Annotated in this window: 21 protein-coding genes; 2 read left to right on the forward strand and 19 right to left on the reverse strand. The window is 37.0% G+C overall.

Annotation, left to right across the window (positions count from 1 at the left end; genetic code table 11):
- Window positions 1-57 precede the first annotated feature (57 nt).
- Together LVD47_RS12560 and LVD47_RS12565 are read left to right on the forward strand one after the other, a co-directional pair.
- Window positions 58-552 carry a hypothetical protein gene (locus tag LVD47_RS12560; protein ID WP_236976585.1) on the forward strand — a complete coding sequence of 165 codons (495 nt, stop codon included), beginning with the start codon at window positions 58-60 and terminating at the stop codon, window positions 550-552.
- Window positions 553-830: 278 nt separating this feature from the next.
- Window positions 831-3,455 carry a PQQ-dependent sugar dehydrogenase gene (locus tag LVD47_RS12565; protein ID WP_236976587.1) on the forward strand — a complete coding sequence of 875 codons (2,625 nt, stop codon included), beginning with the start codon at window positions 831-833 and terminating at the stop codon, window positions 3,453-3,455.
- 2 nt (window positions 3,456-3,457) lie between these two features.
- Here the strand turns inward: LVD47_RS12565 and LVD47_RS12570 are convergent, their stop codons facing one another.
- From LVD47_RS12570 to LVD47_RS12660, 19 genes are all read right to left on the reverse strand, one after another.
- Window positions 3,458-3,805 carry a TfoX/Sxy family protein gene (locus LVD47_RS12570; RefSeq protein ID WP_236976589.1) on the reverse strand — a complete coding sequence of 116 codons (348 nt, stop codon included), beginning with the start codon at window positions 3,803-3,805 and terminating at the stop codon, window positions 3,458-3,460.
- Between the two features lie 569 nt (window positions 3,806-4,374).
- A complete protein-coding gene (locus LVD47_RS12575) occupies window positions 4,375-5,022 on the reverse strand; it encodes a class I SAM-dependent methyltransferase (RefSeq protein WP_236976591.1) in 648 nt (215 codons plus the stop codon).
- A gap of 548 nt (window positions 5,023-5,570) precedes the next feature.
- Window positions 5,571-6,857 carry an RNA polymerase sigma factor gene (locus tag LVD47_RS12580; RefSeq protein ID WP_236976593.1) on the reverse strand — a complete coding sequence of 429 codons (1,287 nt, stop codon included), beginning with the start codon at window positions 6,855-6,857 and terminating at the stop codon, window positions 5,571-5,573.
- A 3-nt stretch (window positions 6,858-6,860) separates the two neighbouring features.
- On the reverse strand, window positions 6,861-7,205 hold the full coding sequence (locus LVD47_RS12585; RefSeq protein WP_236976595.1) for a YciI family protein: 345 nt from the start codon (window positions 7,203-7,205) through the stop codon (window positions 6,861-6,863).
- 538 nt (window positions 7,206-7,743) lie between these two features.
- A complete protein-coding gene (locus LVD47_RS12590) occupies window positions 7,744-8,805 on the reverse strand; it encodes a DUF748 domain-containing protein (RefSeq protein ID WP_236976597.1) in 1,062 nt (353 codons plus the stop codon).
- Window positions 8,806-9,442: 637 nt separating this feature from the next.
- Window positions 9,443-10,495, reverse strand: a complete 1,053-nt coding sequence (locus tag LVD47_RS12595) for a serine hydrolase domain-containing protein (RefSeq protein WP_236976598.1) — start codon at window positions 10,493-10,495, stop codon at window positions 9,443-9,445.
- A 46-nt stretch (window positions 10,496-10,541) separates the two neighbouring features.
- Window positions 10,542-11,087: a hypothetical protein gene (locus LVD47_RS12600; protein WP_236976600.1), complete on the reverse strand. Its 546-nt coding sequence runs from the start codon at window positions 11,085-11,087 to the stop codon at window positions 10,542-10,544.
- 20 nt (window positions 11,088-11,107) lie between these two features.
- Window positions 11,108-12,109, reverse strand: a complete 1,002-nt coding sequence (locus LVD47_RS12605) for a serine hydrolase domain-containing protein (RefSeq protein WP_236976601.1) — start codon at window positions 12,107-12,109, stop codon at window positions 11,108-11,110.
- A 103-nt stretch (window positions 12,110-12,212) separates the two neighbouring features.
- Window positions 12,213-13,133 carry an NAD(P)-dependent alcohol dehydrogenase gene (locus LVD47_RS12610; protein WP_369427789.1) on the reverse strand — a complete coding sequence of 307 codons (921 nt, stop codon included), beginning with the start codon at window positions 13,131-13,133 and terminating at the stop codon, window positions 12,213-12,215.
- A gap of 43 nt (window positions 13,134-13,176) precedes the next feature.
- A complete protein-coding gene (locus LVD47_RS12615) occupies window positions 13,177-14,205 on the reverse strand; it encodes an alpha/beta fold hydrolase (RefSeq protein WP_236976611.1) in 1,029 nt (342 codons plus the stop codon).
- Window positions 14,202-14,783 (reverse strand): hypothetical protein, encoded by a 582-nt coding sequence (locus tag LVD47_RS12620; RefSeq protein WP_236976620.1) that lies wholly within the window; start codon window positions 14,781-14,783, stop codon window positions 14,202-14,204. Before LVD47_RS12620 ends, LVD47_RS12615 begins: the two co-directional genes overlap by 4 nt.
- A 120-nt stretch (window positions 14,784-14,903) precedes the next feature.
- Window positions 14,904-16,655 (reverse strand): helix-turn-helix domain-containing protein, encoded by a 1,752-nt coding sequence (locus LVD47_RS12625; protein ID WP_236976622.1) that lies wholly within the window; start codon window positions 16,653-16,655, stop codon window positions 14,904-14,906.
- Between the two features lie 377 nt (window positions 16,656-17,032).
- Window positions 17,033-17,218, reverse strand: coding sequence for a hypothetical protein (locus LVD47_RS12630; protein WP_236976624.1), 186 nt, complete (start codon window positions 17,216-17,218; stop codon window positions 17,033-17,035).
- Between the two features lie 505 nt (window positions 17,219-17,723).
- Window positions 17,724-18,692, reverse strand: coding sequence for an SDR family NAD(P)-dependent oxidoreductase (locus LVD47_RS12635; protein WP_236976634.1), 969 nt, complete (start codon window positions 18,690-18,692; stop codon window positions 17,724-17,726).
- A 78-nt stretch (window positions 18,693-18,770) separates the two neighbouring features.
- Window positions 18,771-19,328 carry a Crp/Fnr family transcriptional regulator gene (locus tag LVD47_RS12640; protein ID WP_236976636.1) on the reverse strand — a complete coding sequence of 186 codons (558 nt, stop codon included), beginning with the start codon at window positions 19,326-19,328 and terminating at the stop codon, window positions 18,771-18,773.
- A 186-nt stretch (window positions 19,329-19,514) separates the two neighbouring features.
- Window positions 19,515-19,892 (reverse strand): nuclear transport factor 2-like protein, encoded by a 378-nt coding sequence (locus LVD47_RS12645; RefSeq protein ID WP_236976638.1) that lies wholly within the window; start codon window positions 19,890-19,892, stop codon window positions 19,515-19,517.
- A 189-nt stretch (window positions 19,893-20,081) separates the two neighbouring features.
- The gene (locus LVD47_RS12650; protein ID WP_236976640.1) at window positions 20,082-20,633 is read right to left on the reverse strand and encodes a dihydrofolate reductase family protein; all 552 of its coding nucleotides are present in this window, start codon (window positions 20,631-20,633) and stop codon (window positions 20,082-20,084) included.
- A gap of 190 nt (window positions 20,634-20,823) precedes the next feature.
- A complete protein-coding gene (locus LVD47_RS12655) occupies window positions 20,824-21,600 on the reverse strand; it encodes an alpha/beta hydrolase (RefSeq protein WP_236976643.1) in 777 nt (258 codons plus the stop codon).
- A 157-nt stretch (window positions 21,601-21,757) separates the two neighbouring features.
- Window positions 21,758-22,345 carry a Crp/Fnr family transcriptional regulator gene (locus tag LVD47_RS12660; protein ID WP_236976645.1) on the reverse strand — a complete coding sequence of 196 codons (588 nt, stop codon included), beginning with the start codon at window positions 22,343-22,345 and terminating at the stop codon, window positions 21,758-21,760.
- Window positions 22,346-22,506 lie beyond the last annotated feature (161 nt).

Here is a 22,506-nt window from a genome sequence, read left to right on the forward strand (position 1 = left end):
ACAAGTATACTTTATATTAGTAAGCATGTATTTTGTTTTCTATTAACTATCGTCTTTATGACTAAAATATCTTTTTTATTTCTTAATTGGTTGGTTGTATTTGTAATACTGGCTTTCTTTTCATGCGAAAAGGAAAATGTGATCAAAGACAAACTGGATTCTTCTTTCGGGATTGTGGAAACCCGTGGAATACCTTCTGACTCTGCCGGCATTGATTCTATCTTTAGAGGTACCGTATTTATTTTTAATATTTGTATAGCTGACATGAATGAAGATTGGGGAACCGATGATGAGGTTCAGGGGGATTGTCAATTTATAATAAACAGATTGGAAGGTCAATTTGTACAGGAAGAATATAGGTTCAGGGTTTTTGGTTCCGATGGGGTAGAAATAAAAAGGTTAGATTCATTATCAGATCTTGTCTATCCTGATATATCCGGGGTATACTCATACCTGCGTGACGGAAATGAATTGTTCCTGAAAAATAAAAATATGGTAAACACTCCGGCATGGGAAGGGATTGAGTTTTATTGTATTGAAAGTACGCCGTGAGTTGACGAATGTAATGTGTTTAGTGATGAAAATGTTTTTGGAGACTAATAATTGGAAGATATTAGTTTTCTCCGGAAATTGTTATCCGTTTATCCTTGATAAGTAAAGGTATTTTCCAGTCTCTAAGTGAAAAGGTTAATTTGTAATAGCAGCCGGAATAAGCCAGGTAAACACTGTTAATGCTTTTTTAATTTTATGGAGTAGGAATTTTATATATTACCTTTATAGTTAATCAATACTCATTAAGAACAGTGCAAAGATTCTTCTTTTTTTTTGTTATGTCTCTCGTTGTTTTTTCTATAAAAGCAGCAAATCTTCCCGAAGGGTTTGTTGAAGTTTTAATTGCGGAAAACCTCGATCCCACTGTTATTACTGAGAGTCCGGACGGGCGGGTTTTTATTGCTGAAAAAAATGGTACCATTCGATTGGTAGAAAATGATAGCATACTTAGGGACCCTTTTTTGCAGTTGGATGTTGATTTCCTCAATGAGCGTGGATTGTCCGGGCTTGTTTTTCATCCAGATTTTGAAACCAATCATTTTTTCTACGTCTATTATAGTGTTCCGCGAGAATCTGTTAACCGGGTAAGCCGTTTTGTAGCCAACGGTAATTACGCATTACCGAGTTCGGAAAAGATTCTATTGGAAACAGATGAGATTGGATATATCCACAATGCCGGTTCCTTGTTGTTTGGTCTCGACGGCAAATTATACGTTTCTGTTGGGGATCTCAACAAACCGGAACGAGCTCAAAGACTGAATGGTTTCAATGGAAAATTTCTTCGATTGAATGACGATGGGACTGTTCCTGTCGATAATCCTTTTTTGGAACAAACTTCAGGACAGTATGGCACTATTTGGGCAATGGGACTTCGGAATTCATTCTGTGCTACATTGGATAGAAAAACGGGAAAAATATATGCCGGTGATGTAGGATTGGATGCCTGGGAAGAAATTAATGAAATTCATAGGGCAGGCAACTATGGCTGGGATATAGGAGAAGGACCAATTCCAAGTGCCAGTCAACCACCATCGTATGCAGATCCTATTCACTTTTATGAAAATAAATGGTTAAAAGGTTGTTCAATAACCGGGATATCTTCTTACACACCTGCACTAGAATCCTTCCCGGAAGAATACCATGGAGATCTTTTCTTTAGTGACTATTGTACGGGGCAAATACGGCGTTTTGACCCGGAGAAAAATCAATATAAAGGCGTATTCGCGGATGGAATTGTGTCACCGTTGGCATTATATACATCTACATCCGGGGATCTTTATTACGCTGCCAGAAATGCCGATGGGACTGGAAGTCTTTCGGACAACACTTCCTCAGATAGGGGAAAGGTGTATAAGATAAGTTACAGGGGATCTGCGTTGCCATTTGTGTCACAGGATCCCAAAGATCTGTATTTGATTCCCGGGGACAAATCTTTTCTGGAAGTAAAAGCTTTTGGTAGAGATTTACAATATATGTGGTATAAAGACTCGGAACTATTGCGTATTACAACCCACGATACACTGAATATCGGGCCTGTGAATTTGGAAGATAACGGTTCTATTTATTATTGTTTGGTGAAAAATGAACTCGGAGAAGTACAGACAGAAGAAGCAACCGTATTTGTGACCAACAATACCCGACCTCAATTTACTATTTTAAAACCATCTGATTCCTATGAATACCGTGCAGGTGATACATTTACCTTTATGGGTAAAGGTGAGGATAGTGAAGATGGAAAATTACCGGATTCTTCATTATCCTGGAATATAGAATTCCACCACGATGATCACAGCCATCCTTTTATTGAAATGAAAGGTGTGAGGGAAGGGGAAATAACAATTCCGAATGTAGGTGAAACTTCTTCCAATGTCTGGTACCGAATTACACTGTACGGAAAAGATAGAGAAGGGTTTTCAACGTCTACATTCAAAGATGTTTTTCCGGAATTAACCGATGTTCTTTTGGAGACCGAACCTCCCGGTCTCTCATTAAATTTGGACGGAGGACTACACAAGACACCGTATGAGACAAAAAGTGTCTGGGGAATTAAACATACTGCCAGTGTACCATTATTCCAATTTTCGGATGATAGCGTATATATATTTGATCAATGGGCCTCTGGAAGTACGGAAAATTCTATTGATTTTGAAGCTAAAGACGACCCGGAGTTGATAAAGGCTCATTTTATCGGTACGGATAAAAGCAAGGGAGAGGGATTATTGGGACAATATTTTGTAGATTCTAAAGGAGATTTCCGGGGAGAATTGGTAAATACCAAAGTAGACAGTATCATCAGTTTCCGATGGTTAAGTACAGCACCGGATTCCTTGCCCAAGGATGGGTTTTCGATTCGTTGGAGTGGATTTATAGAAGCTCCTGTATCTGATAATTATACTTTCCACGTTATTTTTGATGATGGGGCAAGGCTGTGGATAGATCAGGAGAAAATTATTGATGATTGGGAGAAAGGAGGGGAGCGAACCCGAAAAGGTTCTAAAGAATTGGAAGCAGGAAAAAAATATCCCATCGTATTAGAATATTTTGAACGTGATTGGAATGCTTCCTGCGAGTTAACCTGGAGCAGTTCTTTTATGGACCGGCAATTAATACTACCGGAATTTTTATATCCTGCTTTGCTGGAGCCGGGCAATGTATCTCAGGGATTTGAAATATATCCGAACCCGGCAAGGAATGAATTAAATTTGAAATTTATCTCTACGGAAGTCCCTACCAATGTTGAAATTTATGACCTCGCAGGGAAGAAGGTTATGGAAATGGACTTGGAAATAGATTTTGCCGGCGAGGAAATTTCACTTCCTGTGAATCAATTATCACCAGGGTGCTATTTTGTGTCTGTGATTTTTCAGGGAGAAAGAAATTTTTTACGATTTATTAAAATGTAAGATTATCCATTTTTCTTGGAGGACTTGGCCGATTTATTGAATTCCAGACAAAGTTGTATCCAAAAATCAAAATCGGTTTTATGGATGTAGCCTGCTGAATTCACATAACAATACCCTTTGTACTTTCGTCCCTTCATTATCATGGGTTCGTATCCGGACTTTTGAGATATCATTTCTTCATTTGCCGGATCAAATCGGCACATAAGGCGATCCCCGGAAGCATTGATACACATTTTTCCATTGACCATAAAAGCCAATCCCCCAAACATTTTTTTTTCTTCCACTTCTATATTGGATAATTTGTTTAGAGAATTTCTAATTCTTTCAGCAAGTTCTTTATTATATGCCATCTTGAAATAATTTATTGCCTTTAAAATAATTTTTTTATATCACTTCATACTATTGATCTTGCATCTACTTTATATTTTTTCTAACGGCTGAAGAACTAAATTCGTTAATCTGTTTTCAATAGAGGGGATTGGCACTATCGGAATTTCTTTGGCATGAGCTCGAACCAATTGTCCCAAAAGGATCAATATGTGGTTAAACCCTGGTTTTGGGTATAACAATCCAGTTCTGATTAAATCCTACTCAATGAATCTTCTGTAGCGTACTATGGTACGCGATACAATGTCTCTATCCTATTTCTACCCATGCTTAGTCCCGCTGGGACATTTTCGCAGAGTGCCGTACATGCGCGTATTGAGAGTAGGTAGAAAGTGGGTATAATGGGTGATTTCCGTGCCATAGGTATGGTATATATGGGAATGCACAGTGGATTTGAGTGGATAATGTTTTTTTAGATGTGTATTATTATCAGGTCTTCGGTAAGCTGGCTCCAACTGAAAAATTTACGAACTTATTTTTGCGTACACTAGGTTATAATAATTTAGGATTTTAGAAAACCGATTTTCAAATATTACTTTTTCCGGCAGATTATCTGCCAACATACCTGTGAGGGTTTGTTACCTTTGTTTTTTGCAGGCTCATTTATTTCTTTTGCACCCTCCAGGCCGTAATGACCAAACTCTTCTTCCACTGACATGGAGTCATAGTAGTACAATTTCACACCGTGAGGGGTCAAATATCTATTCTTACTTATTACAGTACCTGTTCCAAAAGAGGGAGTATTGGTAGAAATTGCTATGAAAACCATCAAACCCCCGGAATGTAAATGTGAAAAACAATCATTGATTAATTTTTTCCTTTCTTCCGTATTGAGTAAATGGATTAAAGCATAGCAAAAAACACCGTCATATTTTGTCTGATCAAAGGGCATATCAGTTACCGAGCCGTGGTGAACTTTCACAGAATCTCCGTAGTGTTTTTTTGCCAGGTTAATAGCAGTATTGGAAATTTCTATTCCAGTAACCTCAATACCATTGTCCTTAAATATTTGTGCATTCCGTCCATATCCGAATCCGGGAAGGAGAATTTCTTTTATCTTATTTTTATAAAATAATTCCATGGTGTTTACAGCGGAATCTGCTGGTTCAAATCCCCACATGGTTTGTTTATCCTGAAAACTTGCCTCCCAAAATTCAGTCATGATGGTATAAGGGGTCATTTTTAGTGTTATATTTTAATCTATGTTACTACTTTAAAGGTTATTTGCAACTATTTCTTTTTGTAAAGACTTAAAAGTTAACAGCCAAATAAATCCATTTAACAAGATCGATAAGAAAATAGGGAAATTATTTTGGGATTGTATACTATTATAAATCAAAAATCCAAATATAGTTCCTGAAAGAAAAAACCCTATAATCGCTATCATGATTGCTTTTTTCGTGAAGGATAAATTTCCTATTGTTAGTATAATTTTGTTATGCATAAATTTTATAGCTTTTTTCTGTGACATTAGAATTAGTAAAATTATTATTTTATTTGTCTCTTAATGATTTTTGATTTCCATTCGTTAATTCTTGTTAACCTACTAAAGATATTGGCTTACCTAATACTTCATTAATATTTATTATCTCTTTTTTCATTTGAAAATGGATAGCCTTTATGATATCTCTTATCCATAAATTCTATTCAATATACAATTACTAGGCTTGGATGTTTCAATGAACTGAAAAATATAAATTCAATTCACATTTGGGTATTAGCTCTACGTTACCTTTTGTTGCTGTTGTCTGTATGCTGTACAATTTCATTTCTTTCCAACTTTCCTTTCAATCTTTTGATTTCTTTTTTTAATGTATGTTTCTCCATTTTTGATGTTGTCAGATTTATAGCTTTTTTGTGATGCTCTATTGCTTTTAAGATGTCTGATGTTGTATATAAATACCCTAATAATTCATAGTATTGATTGCTTTTTATAAGATTTAATTTTTCCACTTCGGGTATGGCCTTTTCATTTCCATATATTTTTGAGAAAGCAAATACTCTATTCAATGCAGTTGTAGGTGAATATTCCATTACAATTAATTGATCGTATAATGACAATATCTTTTTCCATTGGTCCTTGTTATCTGTTGTGTGCCAGTATGCGATTCCTGCTTCCAGATGGTATTTTGATATTTCGTGTCCGTTTGTGGCATTAATCAAGTAATAGTTGCCTTTTTCGATAAGTGATTTATCCCATTTGTTTTTGTCCTGTTCGTCGAAAAGTACAGTTTCACCTTCTTCGTTTATGCGTGCTTCGATTCGTGAACTCTGAAAACACATTAAGGCCAATAAAGCATTTGTTTTAGGGATGTTTGTCCATTTATTATCAGTCAATTCTAAGGTAAGTCTTATAGATTCTGAACAAAGTTCCTTTCTGATGACTCGGTTACTTGATTTCGAAAAATACCCTTCATTAAACAGCAAATACAACGTATGCAGCACGGCGTCTAATCTTGCTTCTATAACTCTTTTGGATAATTTTTCGAATCGAAAAATTTCGTTTCGAAGTTTGGTCCTTGCTCGCAGCAGTCGTTTTTTTATAGTTTCAGGTTTGGCGATAAATGCATTGGCAATTTCTTCTACACTAAAACCGCAAAGGATTTGAAGGGCCAATGCAATTTGACTTTCTGGTTTGTTCGTTGGATTGCAGACGGCAAAAATCATTGCTAATTGACTGTCCGAAATGATTTGTTGGTTGAATTCAAAGGTATGTTCTGGTTTGATGTGATCCCCTTTTATTTCGGGTTTCACTTTGGTATCAAAAACGTATTTATGTTTAAAATAATCCCGGGTTTTGTTTTTGGCAACTGTGTAGAGCCAAGCTGTGGGGTTTTCAGGAATTCCATTAATAGCCCAGTGTTCGGAAGCTTTTAAAAACGTGTCACTGGCTATGTCTTCAGCAATTTCTATGTGCTTTAAACCAAAATGACGACATAAAACAGCCGTCATTTTCGCATATTCCTGTCGGAACAAGTGTGGTAAAATATCGTTATATAATTTTATTTTATTCAAATATCAATCACGTTTTAAAACTTCACGAACTTCTATGCTTCCACCGACCTGGCCAAAAATCGGATTAGCTTTTGCCATTTCTACGGCTTCATCAATATTTTTGGCTTTAACAATTACATAACCGCTGATGAATTCCTTTATTTCGGTGAAAGGTCCGTCCGTTACCACATTGTTTGGTTTCACGGTTTTGGAACTTCCCGGACCGGGTAACAGTGTATTCCCTTTATCCGCAATTTTATTTTGTGCCGCAATACCTGCCAACCAATTCATCCGCTCCTGCATTTGTTCTGGCGAAGGTTTGAAATCCGAAACATCTTTCAGTCTGAAAATTAGTGTAAATTCTTTCATTTTATTATTTTTTTAATTCAACCTTATGACGATTGGATTTTTAAAATGGGGACAAGGTTGTATTTTTTTCAATTTGTATTTTATGCAGGTTTGGAATTGAGAGAAGTATAATTGTGAAGTACTTAAAAATCAATTTTGTCACTAAGCATATAAATTTGTTTGTTGTTCGCAGTAATCCCATACTTATTGTTCATTGTTTTCTGTGTAGTTTTTATCTGCAACTTTGGCTTGTTTTCTATATACAAAATATTTTCCACTGAAGTTCTTTATTTCGTTCGAAGAAGCTAAATAAATAATGGTGTCAGCACCTTTTTTCAATTGATTTTTATAGTGGTCTTTTCAATTTCCCAACGGTATTAAGAACACGGCCCAAATCACTATTCACTGCAAAATTAGTTACACTAGCGTATAGGCAGTTTTATTTTTTAATCCTTGTTTGGATCTTAGATTTTGTCTTAATCAAATTGGAATGAATTGTATGCCAATGAACTTTCATGAGTCCGCGAAATTAGATGTTGACTGAAGGCTAAAGGCCTCGTTATTTTTTCTCTTCCACTGTCTCGACACTGATCGTCTGATCAATTTGGTTCTCAAAAGCAACAACAAAGGCATTGCGCAGGACATTGACAATGGTTTCGAGGATCCCCACGTCTGAACCCCGGATATCTCCCTCGAAAGGAACCTTAGTGGCAAATTGATCTCTTTTCTGGTTTTCAAAAAGTTCGAAAACAGTTCCTATGATTATTTCCCATGCTTTGTGTAATAAAGAGGCATTTTCATCTTTTCCAACGACCGCAATATTGATAAGCAATGGTTTTACATACCCCACATACGCACTGTCTTTCATAGACACTTCTGAGAATACATTCATCTTTCCCCTCTCAAAAGTAAATCCACCGTAAGCCTTTGTGAAATTATCCAAATATGTCAAATCCATTTCCTTCAATTCCAAGTTCAGGTCAAAATCAGGAGTTTGTTTTAAAAGATTCATGTCCATAACCACAGATATGTTGCCATTACCACTTGTATGTGAAGAAAAGTCAATGTGTGTAGGTAGCTTATCTTTTTTGTCCCGGATCGTACTAAGATTTGTAGCAATTGCATTGATTTGGGAAGTTTTGATATCGACATTGGGTGTTGTGCTATAATCCCTGTAATTGATTGTTCCGTCTAGAATTTGGAAGCGGTTGATTTGAATAGGTACAAGTCCATCAATTGTTTCCAGCCAGTTGTTACCGCCGCCATCCTGAACTTCGTCAGATCCAGATGCTGAAGTCGTAAAGTTTAAATTCGGATGTTCCAAAATGACTTCTCCTTTTAATGCTCCGTGAAATAGTGCTCTCCATTCCACTGAAATATCAATTCCAGGAATACTGACAAAGGGCTCAGGGTATTCACCACCTGTTTTCTTAATTTTTAGAGAGTCAATGCGATAGGCTCCGCGCCACAAGGCGATGTCAATGTCCTTGACTTCTCCATCATACCCTTCAATATCACCCAATACCTTGTTGACGTAATGAGTGGCAACAGGTTCTAGAGCAAAATTAATTGCAATCAAGACAAGCAAGACAATTCCAATACGGACTTTGTATCGTTTCATATGGATAGAAGGTTGATTCTATCGCTTTTAGTATAAAATATTTAGAAAAGTTCTCGACATATAGATTCTACTTCTTCTAAAGAATGTAGAAAAATTCATTGTCATTGTCGGCTGTTTCAAGGTTCAATTTTCCTTTTACCAGTGTTTCTGGCCATTAGATTAAATAGCGGTTTAAAATGCGTTTTTCTTTGAATAATGTAGTTTTTTTAAATATACTATAAAAGTGGATTTGATACAAAAAATGGGATAGCAAAGTTAAATACCATTTGCTATTTTAATTAATAGTATTTGTTCCACTTCATTAGGTGTTTGGTGCCCGAAGGTTGGGTGCAATCTGTAATTATGATACCAATCTGAATAAAGTTATAGCGCGTGATGACGTAACCTCCCGCAGGGGGTTAATTATTATACGAATTGGGTACGTTCCACAAATAGAAAATTGATATTATTTTCAAAATAGGTTTTCAATAGATTATCAAACAATTCGTAGATGCGGGTTTGGTGTGTTGTCGAGTACAAGACAATCTGTCTAAGTAAATGCTTCTGTGGTGTTTGATATCCGGTGCAAACAAACGAATGGATTTCGATTATTGTGAGTAGCCATTATATTTCTTCGAAATGTAGGAGAGGTCTTGTATTAACTACCATTATTGTGGGTGGTTTTATTTTTAAGTATTTTTACTATTCTATTATATATTATTTCAGATAAATTCCAGTTGTATCCGTCAAAAACGACTGTATTGGTAAATTGGATAACTACTGCATTAATGTCTTTATGATATTTGGCAATCGTTTGATAACCGGGAATCAATCCAGTATGTTCATATTTATATATTGAGGTATAGATATCCTGTTCTTTTTTATCCTTAAAAACAGTGCCATCATTCAGGGCTCTTATAAATTTACCCAAATCTTCTGCTGTGGCCAACATTACACCATTGTCATCCGTCTTTAAATCGTTTTCATAACCAATGTAATAGCCACTCATTACATCGTTTAAATCGACATCATGTATAGAGCCAAATGTGCTTTTGAGATTTAATGGGTCTAAGATTTGTTCCTTAATGAATTGAAATTTACTTTGCCCGGTCACTCTTTCTATGAGTTTGGCAAGTAATAAATAATTTGTATTACTATACTCATAGTCTGTACCGGGTTTAAAATTGGCTTTTTGGTCAAGCACCAGTTCTAATCTCTCTTTGTCATTATCCTTCGGGTGAACCCAATAATTATGCGTTCTGATATAATCAGGAATTCCACTGCGATGACGAACCAACATTCTTATCGTAATTTTATCAGCATATTCTATTCGATCGATAAGTTCCGGGAAGTAGTCCGCAAGTGTGTCATCCAAAGACAAGCTTTTATCAAATGCCAGTTTGCTTATCGCAACAGCAGTATATAATTTTCCGACGCTGGCTATTTTGAATAATGAGTGGGGATCAGCTGGTATTTTGTTTTCCCTGTTTTTCCATCCAGCTCCGTAAAATGCCGGTGGTTCGCCTGACCGGTCCACATAAACAATCATTCCATCAAATCCAAGATTAATGGCTTCATCTAACTGTCCTTGAATCGTGTCTGGCAATGGTGAAATCCAGGCTTTAACTAAAATCCATGGCACAAAGAACATTGAGGCTATGGTTCCAATCAGTAATGAAATCCTGATTATTCTTTTTGTTGGTTTATTCATTAGTTATATAATTATTACGAAAAATGTCATATTTGAAATGGTCTGTTTAGAATCTATACCCAACATTGAATTGAAAAGCAAGATTAAATCCTAACTCATCAAACAAATTGATTTTGGATAAGTTAAGATATGAGTTCTCCGTGTTTTTATTGTATGTGAATGTTCCAATACGGATGTTCGTTCCTAAGTAAACACCTTTACAAGCATTGATTTCAAAACCATACCCTCCGCTTAGGAAGAGATAGTTGTAAGTGGTTGGAAAATAGGTGTCTCTCGCATTGTTGATGTAAGAAAAGTGGGTGATCAGGTACATATTAAATGTATTTATTGTTCCATTCGGAAAGTACTTGTAATTTAATTCACCACTTAGTATTCTTTGGTCTTTTTGAAAAAATGGATGTAGTCCGAATCCAATTTCGAATTGATTGTTCCCTTTATAATAGGTTACACCCGGGACCAATCGAATAGGATAAAGCTCTCCGTTCAGGCTCGAATTTATTATGAATCCGAATTTTTCGGTTGGGGCGCTGTTTTGAGATTGAGCAAATAAAGGAATCATGCTGGTCATTAAGAAAAAAAGATAGTATTTCATACTTTACTTTAATGGTGATTTTAGTTTCCTTTTTCTAGTATCTTCACAATCCTGTTGTAAACCCTTTTCAGTTTTAGCCAGAAAAACTCATTGCTACTCGTATTCACAAATTGGACAACCACTGCATCCGTGTCACTGTGATACCTTGCAATACTCGTATAACCGTCCAGCCAGCCCGTATGCTCATATACGTAAACAGAGGAATAAATGGCCTGTTCTTCCTCATTGAATAATGTACCATCTATAAGAGCCCGTAAAAATAGCCCCACGTCTTCAGCAGAGGCTACCATAGATCCTCCCGGCCTGGTGTGATCATTTGGTTTCAGATCTGCATCATGACCTACATAATACCCGCTCATCACTTCACTGGAATCTGCCTCTCTATACAGGCTATAGGTGTTGTTTAATCCCAGCGGGATCAGGATCTCATTCCGGATATATTCATGGTGGCTATAGCCGAGAGTCCTGTCCAGTATTTCCCCAATTAAAAGGTAATTGGTATTGGAATATCTAATCTTTTTATCCGGCTTGAAATCAGCAGGTTTATCAAAAATGAGGGAGGCAGTTTCCATATAGCTCTCTTGTGGGTCTCTATTTGGGAAGTCGGGTTGATAAATATATTCCGGAATACCGCTGCGATGCTGTAACATCATTTTCAGCGTAATTTTATCTGCATTTTCAATTCTGCCTGCAGTTTCAGGAATAAACCGGACTAATGTATTATCCGGGGACAATTGATGATTGGCAATTAGTTTAGTGGTTGCAGCTGCTATGTAAAGCTTGCTGATACTTCCAATTTTAAACAATGCATGAGGGTCAGCCGGGATCAGATCTTCCCTGTTTTTCCATCCGGCACTGTATAAAGTCGAATTTCCGTCCTGATTGACGTAAATAATAATGCCGTCAAATCCGCGCTCAATGGATTTATTTACTTCGGTTTCAATAGTATCAGGTAATAGTTGCAGATCCAGTTCACAGCCGGACAATAATAGCAAGTAAGCTATTAGAATTTTTTGCGTCATTATATATCTTTTGTTATGTGGAATTTTATCATTTGAAATGAATAGCAACTAATTGGTAGTGTAAATAAATGGGCATGATCGGATGCAGTTTTACGAATTCGTTTTAATTTGCCATTTCAATGACTACATTCCCTTTTTTTCGTCCCATATCAACATACTCGTGAGCTGCCACAATTTCAGAAAGAGGGAAACATTTGTCTATATACGGTTTTACTTTTCCTTTTTCAACAAGTGTAAATAGCTTATTCAGATGTTCCTGTTTTGGGCTTGTAATTGACTTTACAGAGACAAATCGGCCTCCCTGTTTCAATACTTTCTTTGCTTTTGATTTTGACGTTTTTCCCACTGCGTCAAAAACGATATCAAATTTCTTTTCAAGCAAAGAATAGTCTTCCTTCCTGTAATCAATGGCATTATCAGCCCCAAGTGATTTTATCATGTCGAAATTGGACTCACTGCAAACCGCCGTAACTGATGCACCCTTTGCTTTCGCAATCTGGAGGGCAAAGCTTCCAACGCTTCCTGATGCACCATAAATCAATACTTGTTGTCTTTTGCTTAGTTGCGTTTTTTCTAGAAGCCATAAAGCGGTCATTCCTCCAACGGGCAGAGCAGCAGCTTCATTGAAGCTGATATTTTTTGGTTTTAATCCAAGCACTCCTTTTTTCCTTTTTTCCGGAATGCAAATATATTGGGCGTATGAACCCGTATTGAGCATTGTTGGGGTGCCAACAACTTCATCACCAACGTTGTACTTTGTAACATCTTTACCGACAGCTTCAATAACTCCCGAAAATTCATGCCCTAGTATTTCCTTTTTCGGCTTAAATAGTCCGTAAAATAGTCTGACAATTAACCATGCAACCGGAGGAAAATCGGAACTACGTAATCTCGCATCACCCGAAGTGACGGTAGTTGCGCAAATTTTGACAAGTACTTCGTTGTGCTTTGGTTTTGGTTTTTCGATATCAACCAAATTCAATACTCCCGGAGGACCGTATTTTGTGTAAGTAACTGCTTTCATTGTTTAGTTTTAAATTATTTTTGCTTAATATTTAGCCTGGTACTTAAAGCCCGTTCACAAACTTTCGGAAGGTATGGACGAATAATTCCTGTTCTTCGATATATCCCTCGTGTGCACTGTTTTCAAGAATTACCAATTCCTTTTCCTGAAAATCAGAACCACCAATACTGTTAAAAGCATCATATCCCATTTCAATGGTATTTACACCATCATGCCTTCCCCATATCACGATGGTCGGGGTTTTAATCCTGGCCATATCAGCGCTCAGGTTCAGCTCCAGTATGTTAAACCGTGGCCTCAGGTATTGGCCATTAAAAAAGATGGCAAGAGACAGATAGGAATTCATTGTGCCTAATGCACCTACTTGTGGCCCTTGCACCTCCCGGTTTGGATCTTTACGGTAAGCATTGGTGTTAGTCAGGTACCCATCATACCTGAAATAATTTTCTTTTTGGGTCATGTCAGGTACTGTTGCACACCAATCTCTAGCTTCTGTCCAGTAAGCAATATTGATGCCCTGATCGATCTGCTGCTGGGCATATTCTTTTACAAACACCACAGATTTTGGAAGGCCTTCCACTAGATTATGACCGCTGTCCATACAGATAAAACCGTCAATTTTTTGCTGATAGTTTTTGGTACTCAGATATGCACTTCCCAGGGCACCGCCCCAGCTGATGCCATAGAATACAATACGAGGATTATGGTACTTGAGTTGAATCGTTTCCACCACCAGGTCCAGGTCATCTACAAATTGTTCAACAGTAAACGTACCCTGATCAGGATTCCCCATTGAGAGGCCGGATCCTCTCTGATCCCAGTAAGCAAAGGCATAGTCTTTTTCAAGTTCTTTGGATACCGGCATAAATGAAGGCAGGGAAGCATTCCCCCCGGGGCCTCCGTGCAGAAATAATATGAAAATACCTGATTGGATATTGCCCTTTACATAAACGGGCATTTCCGCACCTGCGTTTCTAACGAAAAAGTGGTCTCCATTGTAAAACCTTTCCTTTTCACAAGCGGAAAAGAGTATGGATACTGCAATGGAAATGAGTATTGTTAAATTTTTCATTGTTGATTGAATTTATACGCGAAACCGATTTTGGCCGCTATATGCGGTAAGAAAATGTGATTAAATGATGATTGTAGATAGATTTCCGGACCAAGGTAGATCCTCCATGGCAGGCTGTTTCTTTTTCTTCCATCCCATCCTATCAGAAAAGAAGCATTGGGCATAAAATGAGAATGGCCCCAATTGATTGCTTTCTTTATATTTTGCTCTTCAGTTCTTTGATATATGGCACCGGCAGCCCATGAATGCATATACCCAATACCTATATTTATGTCAGTGAAAACCGGTCCAATTACTAACCGGGAACCAATTGTTGTCTTGAGAAAAACCGATGTGTGGTTCCAGCGATGCCAGTACCCGCCAAGGTCAATATCCCAATGCACTGTAGCCCAATTGTTTGTTTTAACCGTGTAATCCAAGCCAATGCTCAGGCCCGGATGCAGAACTAACTCTCCGAAGTACTCAAGTTTGATGGCAAGTTTTTCTTTTAACTTGGTTTTTGCCTCGTCGCTCTCTTGAGCACGGACTGAAAATGACCACAGTAACAAAAGTAAGGGTGCTATTTGTATAATCCTCATGCCTGTTTGATTTTGTACTACAAAGAACAGAATTCTAACCGTAGCAAAGGTTCGTGATTACACGGAAAGTGTTCGGATTTATAATTCCGAACAACTCTCTCGAATAAATAGATGGTGATATTAGGTTTTTAGAAACTCACTTGGGGTGAGGCCGGTTTCCTGTTTGAAATAGGTATTGAAAACCGTTTTGGAGTTAAATCCACATTCGTAGGCCAATGCGGCAATGGTAATGTAGGATCGCCCGGGTTTTTTCGCTACTGTTTTGAACTCTTCAATACGATAATGATTAACGAAATTATTGAAGTTTTTTCCCAGTCCTTCATTTAGCACGAGGGATAGATGATTAGGTGAAATTCGAAGCTGTTTGGCCAGCTTACGTAAACTCAACCTTATATCCAGGAATGGTTTCTCGGAGACCATGTAATCAAGCAGTTGATTTTTGTACGTTTTTATTTGATTTTCGTCAAGGAGTGTCTTCTTTGTTACACTATAGTTTTCGGTTGGATTTCCGGTCCGGCTTATTCCATCTGATTTGAAAATGGTATCCAGGATACGGTAACGGGGATCACCGGTAAGCAACTTAAATGCCGGAATTTCACGATAGAAATTCAGATAGTATTTTCCCGCAGCTATGTCCTTTTCAATTTCGTTAAATGCCACCTCAAAGTTCCCCAGATAAATGTTGATTATCACTGATGGATTTTCCTCAGATGCCAAATGCAAATTCTGGGGCTGTTTACTACAAATTGTAAGGTATTCCCTGGCCTTTTCCAGGTTCCCACAAGAGGCGTATACAATTCCAGTCCCAGCATAATAGATGGTTGTATTTTCAGTAGATACCGGAACAGTTTTGAAATGCGCAATCGCTTCATTATATCTCTTCAGTCGATTAAGAATAGTGCCTTTTAAACAATACGAATTAGTATGATAGGGAATTACCTTCAATAGTTTATTTACCTCTACCAAAGCCTCTTCATATCGCCCCATTCTCTGCAGCGCCGAAGCATGGTAATATATGTGGGAATAGGTGAGAGGATCAAGTTCTATGGCCTTCTTAACACGATACAAGGATCTTTCATTATTTCCTGAGACGACATCCATTACCGAACCACCCAGAAGGGCGTTGACGTAATTAGGTCGATATTTCAAAGCGAGCTCAAGGTATGATTCCGCCGTGTCCAGGTCTTTTTCGAAAAAATAATGGACCATCCCAATCGAATAATTTGCTTCAGGATCAGTCGGATCCAATTGAAGAGCCCGTAAGGCCGCTTTTTTTGACATTGTAAATGCTTCGCTTCCAGGTATTGCGTTCACCAGGCCCAGGTACCCGTAGTAAATAGCTTTGGATGCATGATAAAAAGGGCATTCCGTGTCGATAGCTATGGCCTTTTCAATTTCATTAACTGCCTTTAAGATGTCAGCCTTCTGAAATTTTGCAAAGCTGGATTTGCTTTTTAAATACCATTCGTATGCACCTATCTCCGTGTGTCTTGCCTTTGTGTGTTCTTCTATTTCAAAGTGACCGATCTGTTCCCTTAGTTTTTCCGCAATTAACAGGCTAATTTCGTCCTGAACCTTAAAAATATTATCCAATTTTCTATCCCAGGTTTCGGACCAGAAATGAAAGTCTTCTGCTGCATCAATCAATTGCGCTGTTATTCTGATACTGTTACCTGAAAGCCGTACGCTTCCTTCAAGCAAAGTGGAAACACCAAGTTTCTGGCCTATTTCACGCACAGGAATGTTTTTTCCTTTGAAATGAAATGCAGAAGTTCTGGAAGTAACTCTCAGTCCATCTATCTTGGCCAACGCATTGATTATTTCCTCAGTAATCCCATCACTAAAGTATTCATTTTCCTTATTTGCACTCATATTCACAAACGGGAGAATAGCGATGGTGGTTTTGCCAGATATTTGGGGGGTGATATTCAATATACTCGTGTTAGTAGGGCTTTAAATTTCTAATTAGCTATATCGGTTTTGTATATGGAAAGCAGTTTATTATCACGTACCGACTTACCCTGTTAGTAAAGATCTTTGTTTTTATGTTCATACGTTGTTCCAGTACTTTTATGTTATTTTTTTAATACACATTGTGTTTGCTGTGAATGACAAACATTCTTTGTAAAGATAGCTAATTACGAAGAAAGTATGAATGGGAAAGAGCATTCATTAGCAGGGGAATTGCAAGTTTGCTATTTACCAGGTTTTAGCCTGGTAATATTAGTGAATACCAAGGGTGCAAGCCGTTAGACCTGATCTGAAGTAAAGAGAACCATACCTGTGTTTGCTTTTTCGTCAGGAGTAATTCCCTCTACCGAACCCAACCAGTCAATCCAAAACGTCTCTGATATAGTAGTCAAAGTCCGATATTTTTTTGGAATGCCAATTACTATTTCAATTTCGTTTTCTAAGCCAATTTTTAATTCAGTCACATTCTCTGTTTTAAATCCAATTGGCTGTGCTGTAGGCAAAATTGTAATGTTTTGAGTAATCTCTTTTTTCTGTCCGTTAATATTTACGTTTCCTTTTATTTCAAATCCACCAACTTTATTCGGTTTTGTAGCATAAATAAATCGATTGTCAGTTTTATCAAGTCCATGGTAAATAGGGGAAGGCTACAATTAGCATTCGGTTTTCAGTCAGTTCATTTTGCGCTACATCCTGTATTCCGCAAAGAATTAGCTCTTTTCAAGATAAAATCATTCATAACCGACCCTATTCGTATTGTTTCAGTTTCTGTTTTTTGTTACAGCTGTTAAAAACCAGAGGCAAAATTATCAAGGGAAGCAATTTTTTCATATTGTGGGCAATGGTTCTGGATTTGACAAGTGTGGGATTTTGAAATCCCGCCTGCCGTAAATTTAATAAGTTGTAATACCTTCATTTTTAGGCAGTCAGTCCGCATTTGTTATTGCCGATGTTGTGGACTGTTGTTTCTTAGCGAATTTTTTTTGATTCTTCGTTAGGTTGTAAATGGATAAGTGTTTTAGTGTCATTCCATAATTTTTCTGCTCGTTGCTTGTCATACGACAATTTCGAAGAGCGTCTCTCAATCAATTTCCCGTCATTTGATTGAAAATATTTTCCCGAACCATTTGCATAGGCAAGATCAACAGCAACCTTTGCGAGAGACTTTCCTGAAAAAATCACATCTCCCATTGTTACCCCATTACGTTTCATGATCCAATGCATCAATGAGCTTCCGGCCAACCATTGTACCGGTTTGGGCATACTTCGTAAAAAACCGGTTCCCGAAGTTGCACCAGGGTCGTAAGCAATTGAAGATAAAGAAGTACCCGCGTTTTTTAATCTTCGGTCCAATTCGTATGCATATTGAATCATATCCAATTTTGAAGTAGCATACATTTTACCCAAAGAAATCGGTTTCGTATTGTTTTTACCCATATTTGCCAATTCTATTGCTGTTTCCTTATCGGCAATCCCCATCATTTTACCATCTGCCGTATCGGGATCGTGTGTACCGCTTGTGGTAAATACAATACGTCCATTTTCTGCTACTCTGTCCATAAGTAATTCAACTAATAAAACGTGTCCTAAATAGTTGGTGGCATAGGTGGTTTCATAACCATCTTCCGTATAAGAAACTTTTCCGTTGAGCCGAACACCTGCATTGCAAATAATGGCTTGTAGAGAATCAATCTCGTCATTATTAAGCAATTTGAGGCATTCATCAACTCCAGCCCTTACAGACGCTAATGACGAAGTATCCATGTTAAGTACATTAACTTTTATTCCGTAAGATTTTCGCAGTTCCGTAGCAAAGGTTTCCATTTTCTCAGGACTTCTTCCTGCTAAAATCAAATTGAAATGATATTTTGAAGCAAGAAGTTTTGAGCATTCAGCCCCTATTCCACTGTGTCCACCTGTGATTAAAATTGTAGGCATGTTTTTTCTTTTTTGATTAATACTACAAAGGTTATACGCTTAAAAGAAAAAACATTTGCCATTTGGCAAAAAGCGATTTTAGACTATATTTTTTCTGATCCGGCTTAAAGAGGATTGTGTAATGCCTAAGTACGAAGCTATGTAAGAAAGAGGAATCCGGTTGGCCATGTTTGGAAAGTTTTCTAAAAATTCAAGGTAACGGGTGGTAGCATCCTGCGAAATCATGGCACCTATTTTATCCAATTTTTCCATGTGATGCTTGTTCATGATTTTGTTGATCATTTTGTCCCAATCTAAAATGGTATCGGAAAGTTCTTTCCAATTTTTCCTGGTAAAAGTGATGAACTTGCAGTCGGTAACGGCTTGCAGATAAAATGTTGCTTCAAAATTGTCCCAATCTTTTATCAGGTGGTTTTCATCAAAAAAATATTTGGTGATTTCTTCACCTTTATTGTCATAGTATGCCACACGAATAATGCCGTTCACCAAAAAACCTATATGCTTTGGCATTTTTCCCGCTTCCCAAAAATATTCATCTTTTGGGAGTTCTAATTCAGCAGCTTTGCTTGAAATAAGGTGAATTTGCTGTTGGTTCAAATTTCCAAACTGTAAAAGATATTTGATAAATTCTTTCATTTAGCAAAGTTAAGAACAACTGTCAGTCGGGGATTTGTCATTTGGCAAAAAAATGTTTTGGATTCGTTTTTAAAGTTGTTTATAACGGCCTCGTATAAACGTTAGTTACAGGATTAAAGGATAATGTTTTTCGGTTAAGAACCTGCGGTTATACATAGTTGACAACTGGTTTTTTTCCATTTTCGATTAAATTCCGATTATATATGATGTAATTGATTTTATTTTCACGCCTTTTGCTCCTTTAAATTTGTAAAAGTCAGAAAACGCATATTTTTTTCCGTTTTGCATTTTTATTATTCCGCTTGCTGCTCCTTCTTTTCCGTGCGATAAGATTTGGTCAATTATTAATTCAGCAGCTTTTTCAGATTTCATTTTTTCCAATTCTTTCGTAAATTTTTCTTTACCCTCAATTTTTTTGCCGCCAATTATATTCCACTCAATTTCATCCACTACACTTTTGGTAATAAATTCCAAGTTTCCTTTCGCAAACGCAATATTGAAGTCTTTTAAAAATTCCATTTTTGGTGAATTCCCGCAATTTGGACTTGAAACAATTTTTGTCATTTATATAATTTTTAATTTAAGCACGGTTTTTCAGCTTGTTGCTAACGGGGCTGGTTATGGCTGTTGCGGGATTTCAGAGTAGCTTTCTTGTTCACTTACCTTAGAGTTTACTTGGTACAATATCTTCATTTTTGAACTGTCAACTCGCATTTGCTACAGCTCTTGTTAACAGTTCGTTGTTTTTCTTTGTCATTCGCTTTTCGGTTGATAATACAGAATTATAGCACCACTTTTAAAGGTTTTAGTCTTAGCGAGTTTAAAAATAATCCTGTCACTTATATCTTCAAACAATGGCAAACCGCTTCCTTCCGCCATTGGATATATGCAAAGTTGAAATTCATCAATCAAGTTAAGTTTCAGTAGTTGTATAATTAAACTGCGGCTACCAACAATAATATCTTTACCCGCTTGTTTCTTGAGTTCTAAAACTTTATCTTTTAAGTTATGTTTTGCTATATTCGCACTTTCCCAATCTGCATCTTTAAGCGTATGGGAGAAAACAATTTTTGGGATTTTGTCAATTGCAATGGCAAAGTCGTTCATTGATTTTTCTTTGGAAGGATTTTCTAAAAATGTTCGCCAAAATTCCATAAGTTGATAAGTTGTTCTACCATATAGAATTACCTCTCCCTGTCCTAATAATTCTGTATAATGTTGATGTATTTCTTTATCCGGAATTCCTGCTGTATGGTCGCAAATTCCGTCAAGTGTCATATTTAATGCTGCAATTATTTTCCTCATATTATTTTTATCTATTCAACTTTTGATTGTCGTAACTCGTTTATCCAATGACCGCCAACAGTGAAATATATGACAAGTAGTTGGTTTTACGCATTAATTTTTCAGTTAAACACAGGCCTTAAATTTAGAAAATTCAATTGGTTTTATCACTTTAGCCCCTATTTTTTAGATATAATGTTAGGTGCATTTTTTACAGATTCTCATACCAATTTATGATGTCATCTGCGATTTGTTCCCAACCTGTTTGACCGCAAATAAAATGGCTTTTCCCATGATAAATCTTTACATCCACATGGCTGTTTTTATCTTTGTATTTACGGGCGATTTTTTTGGTCAATTTTGGTGGGAAGATATGGTCGCTTTTGCCTCCGATAAATAGAATGGGGGTATGCGGTTTTTTGAAGTCAATTTTGGTGTATTTGTCAAAAACCAACTGTCGGCTCACTTTAAAACTTTCAGGAACGGCGTAATGTTCAAACATTTTTTTCTGTTCTTTTCTTGATAGTGTGTTGAAAAAAGCTTTGTTGTACCATTTTTCCGTACCCATATAATATTTTTTGCTTGTGAAGAATCCGAATCCGCCCCAAACCATTTTTATGGTAGATAAAGGTGGCGTCACATTTTTGGGGGGTGCCCCATCTATGCTTACGGCAGCAGCCACTTTGTTTAAAGCAGTTAGTTTTAACACCGCCATTCCCGCCATTGAATGGCCTATTACCAACGGTTTTTCAGGAAGTGAATCTATCAAGTTTGAAATGTTATTTATAACATCTTTAAAGTCTGTACGGGGTAATGTAGAAGGTGGATTTTTTCTTAAATCAGCCGGCTTGCCTTTGTGTCCCGGATTGGCAGGTGTATAAACATTGTACCCTTTTTCTTCAAGATAAGTTTTCCAATCTTTCCAGGTTTCGTTGTTTACGAAATTTCCGTGAATCAAGATAATTGTTTTTGATTTTTTTGTTTCCATTGTTGAATCTTTTTGAATGTTTTGAGCATAGCTTGATATGCTTGTGGGAAGCAACAACAATCCATTGCCTTTAAATAAATTTTCATTTGAATAATTTTTAACAATACAAAGGTCTAAACTCTTAATGGTAAAAACTTTAACCTGGGTTAAAATCGTATTATTTGGTAGAAAGTCGTTTCCTGATTCGACTCAAAGACGGACCTTGAATGCCCAAATAGGAAGAAATGTGGTAGAGTGGAATGTTGTTGAAAACATTTGGGTGTTGTTTGATTAAGTCGAGATAACGTTCTTCGGGTGTTTTGAAAAGAAAACTTTCCGTACGTTCCATAACAACATTAAAAGCTTGTTGCGCAAGTATTCTGCCGAACCGTTCCCAAGCGTGAGATGTTTTGTATAATTTCATCAGGTGGTTGATGTGTATGCACAAAATTTTTGCGTCTGTCATAGATTTCGTGTGATAATCGCAAGGAACTTGGTTGATGAAACTTTTGAATGTAACGACAAATTGATTGCCTGAATAGAAGAAAACATTTTTCTCTTCGCCTGTTTTTTTGTCAATGATATATGACCTGAAAACACCTTCCAAAACAAAACCTAAATACTTGCACACGTTTTTGTATTTGTTAAAATAATCTCCTTTTTTATAGGTTTGAAATTGCCAACAATCCTCGGATATCTCAAAATCTTCTGCAGATAAACCTGCAAATTCGGAAAGGGCAAAGGAAAGATGTTTGAGTTCAGACATTGGAATTTATTTTTTTCTGTTTATAGATTTCTGTGGTTTGTCAACGGTTTTGGCTATGAGTGGTTGCGTGGTTTAGCACGGAACTTTGCAGGTATACACAGAACTGAAAATCCGTGAGGGTTTTCAGAAGTAGGCGAGTAGAAGCAATTACTTATAGCCAA

Origin of the sequence: Membranihabitans maritimus (genome assembly GCF_021729145.1) — a bacterium.
In the GTDB taxonomy this organism is placed as follows: domain Bacteria; phylum Bacteroidota; class Bacteroidia; order Chitinophagales; family Saprospiraceae; genus Membranihabitans; species Membranihabitans maritimus.

Bases quoted from the DNA above. Each gene is read 5' to 3' on its own strand.
- LVD47_RS12560 (WP_236976585.1), top strand. From the start codon at position 58: ATGACTAAAATATCTTTTTTATTTCTTAATTGGTTGGTTGTATTTGTA.
- LVD47_RS12565 (WP_236976587.1), top strand. From the start codon at position 831: ATGTCTCTCGTTGTTTTTTCTATAAAAGCAGCAAATCTTCCCGAAGGG.
- LVD47_RS12570 (WP_236976589.1), bottom strand. From the start codon at position 3,805: ATGGCATATAATAAAGAACTTGCTGAAAGAATTAGAAATTCTCTAAAC.
- LVD47_RS12575 (WP_236976591.1), bottom strand. From the start codon at position 5,022: ATGACCCCTTATACCATCATGACTGAATTTTGGGAGGCAAGTTTTCAG.
- LVD47_RS12585 (WP_236976595.1), bottom strand. From the start codon at position 7,205: ATGAAAGAATTTACACTAATTTTCAGACTGAAAGATGTTTCGGATTTC.
- LVD47_RS12590 (WP_236976597.1), bottom strand. From the start codon at position 8,805: ATGAAACGATACAAAGTCCGTATTGGAATTGTCTTGCTTGTCTTGATT.
- LVD47_RS12595 (WP_236976598.1), bottom strand. From the start codon at position 10,495: ATGAATAAACCAACAAAAAGAATAATCAGGATTTCATTACTGATTGGA.
- LVD47_RS12600 (WP_236976600.1), bottom strand. From the start codon at position 11,087: ATGAAATACTATCTTTTTTTCTTAATGACCAGCATGATTCCTTTATTT.
- LVD47_RS12605 (WP_236976601.1), bottom strand. From the start codon at position 12,109: ATGACGCAAAAAATTCTAATAGCTTACTTGCTATTATTGTCCGGCTGT.
- LVD47_RS12610 (WP_369427789.1), bottom strand. From the start codon at position 13,133: ATGAAAGCAGTTACTTACACAAAATACGGTCCTCCGGGAGTATTGAAT.
- LVD47_RS12615 (WP_236976611.1), bottom strand. From the start codon at position 14,205: ATGAAAAATTTAACAATACTCATTTCCATTGCAGTATCCATACTCTTT.
- LVD47_RS12620 (WP_236976620.1), bottom strand. From the start codon at position 14,783: ATGAGGATTATACAAATAGCACCCTTACTTTTGTTACTGTGGTCATTT.
- LVD47_RS12625 (WP_236976622.1), bottom strand. From the start codon at position 16,655: ATGAGTGCAAATAAGGAAAATGAATACTTTAGTGATGGGATTACTGAG.
- LVD47_RS12635 (WP_236976634.1), bottom strand. From the start codon at position 18,692: ATGCCTACAATTTTAATCACAGGTGGACACAGTGGAATAGGGGCTGAA.
- LVD47_RS12640 (WP_236976636.1), bottom strand. From the start codon at position 19,328: ATGAAAGAATTTATCAAATATCTTTTACAGTTTGGAAATTTGAACCAA.
- LVD47_RS12645 (WP_236976638.1), bottom strand. From the start codon at position 19,892: ATGACAAAAATTGTTTCAAGTCCAAATTGCGGGAATTCACCAAAAATG.
- LVD47_RS12650 (WP_236976640.1), bottom strand. From the start codon at position 20,633: ATGAGGAAAATAATTGCAGCATTAAATATGACACTTGACGGAATTTGC.
- LVD47_RS12655 (WP_236976643.1), bottom strand. From the start codon at position 21,600: ATGGAAACAAAAAAATCAAAAACAATTATCTTGATTCACGGAAATTTC.
- LVD47_RS12660 (WP_236976645.1), bottom strand. From the start codon at position 22,345: ATGTCTGAACTCAAACATCTTTCCTTTGCCCTTTCCGAATTTGCAGGT.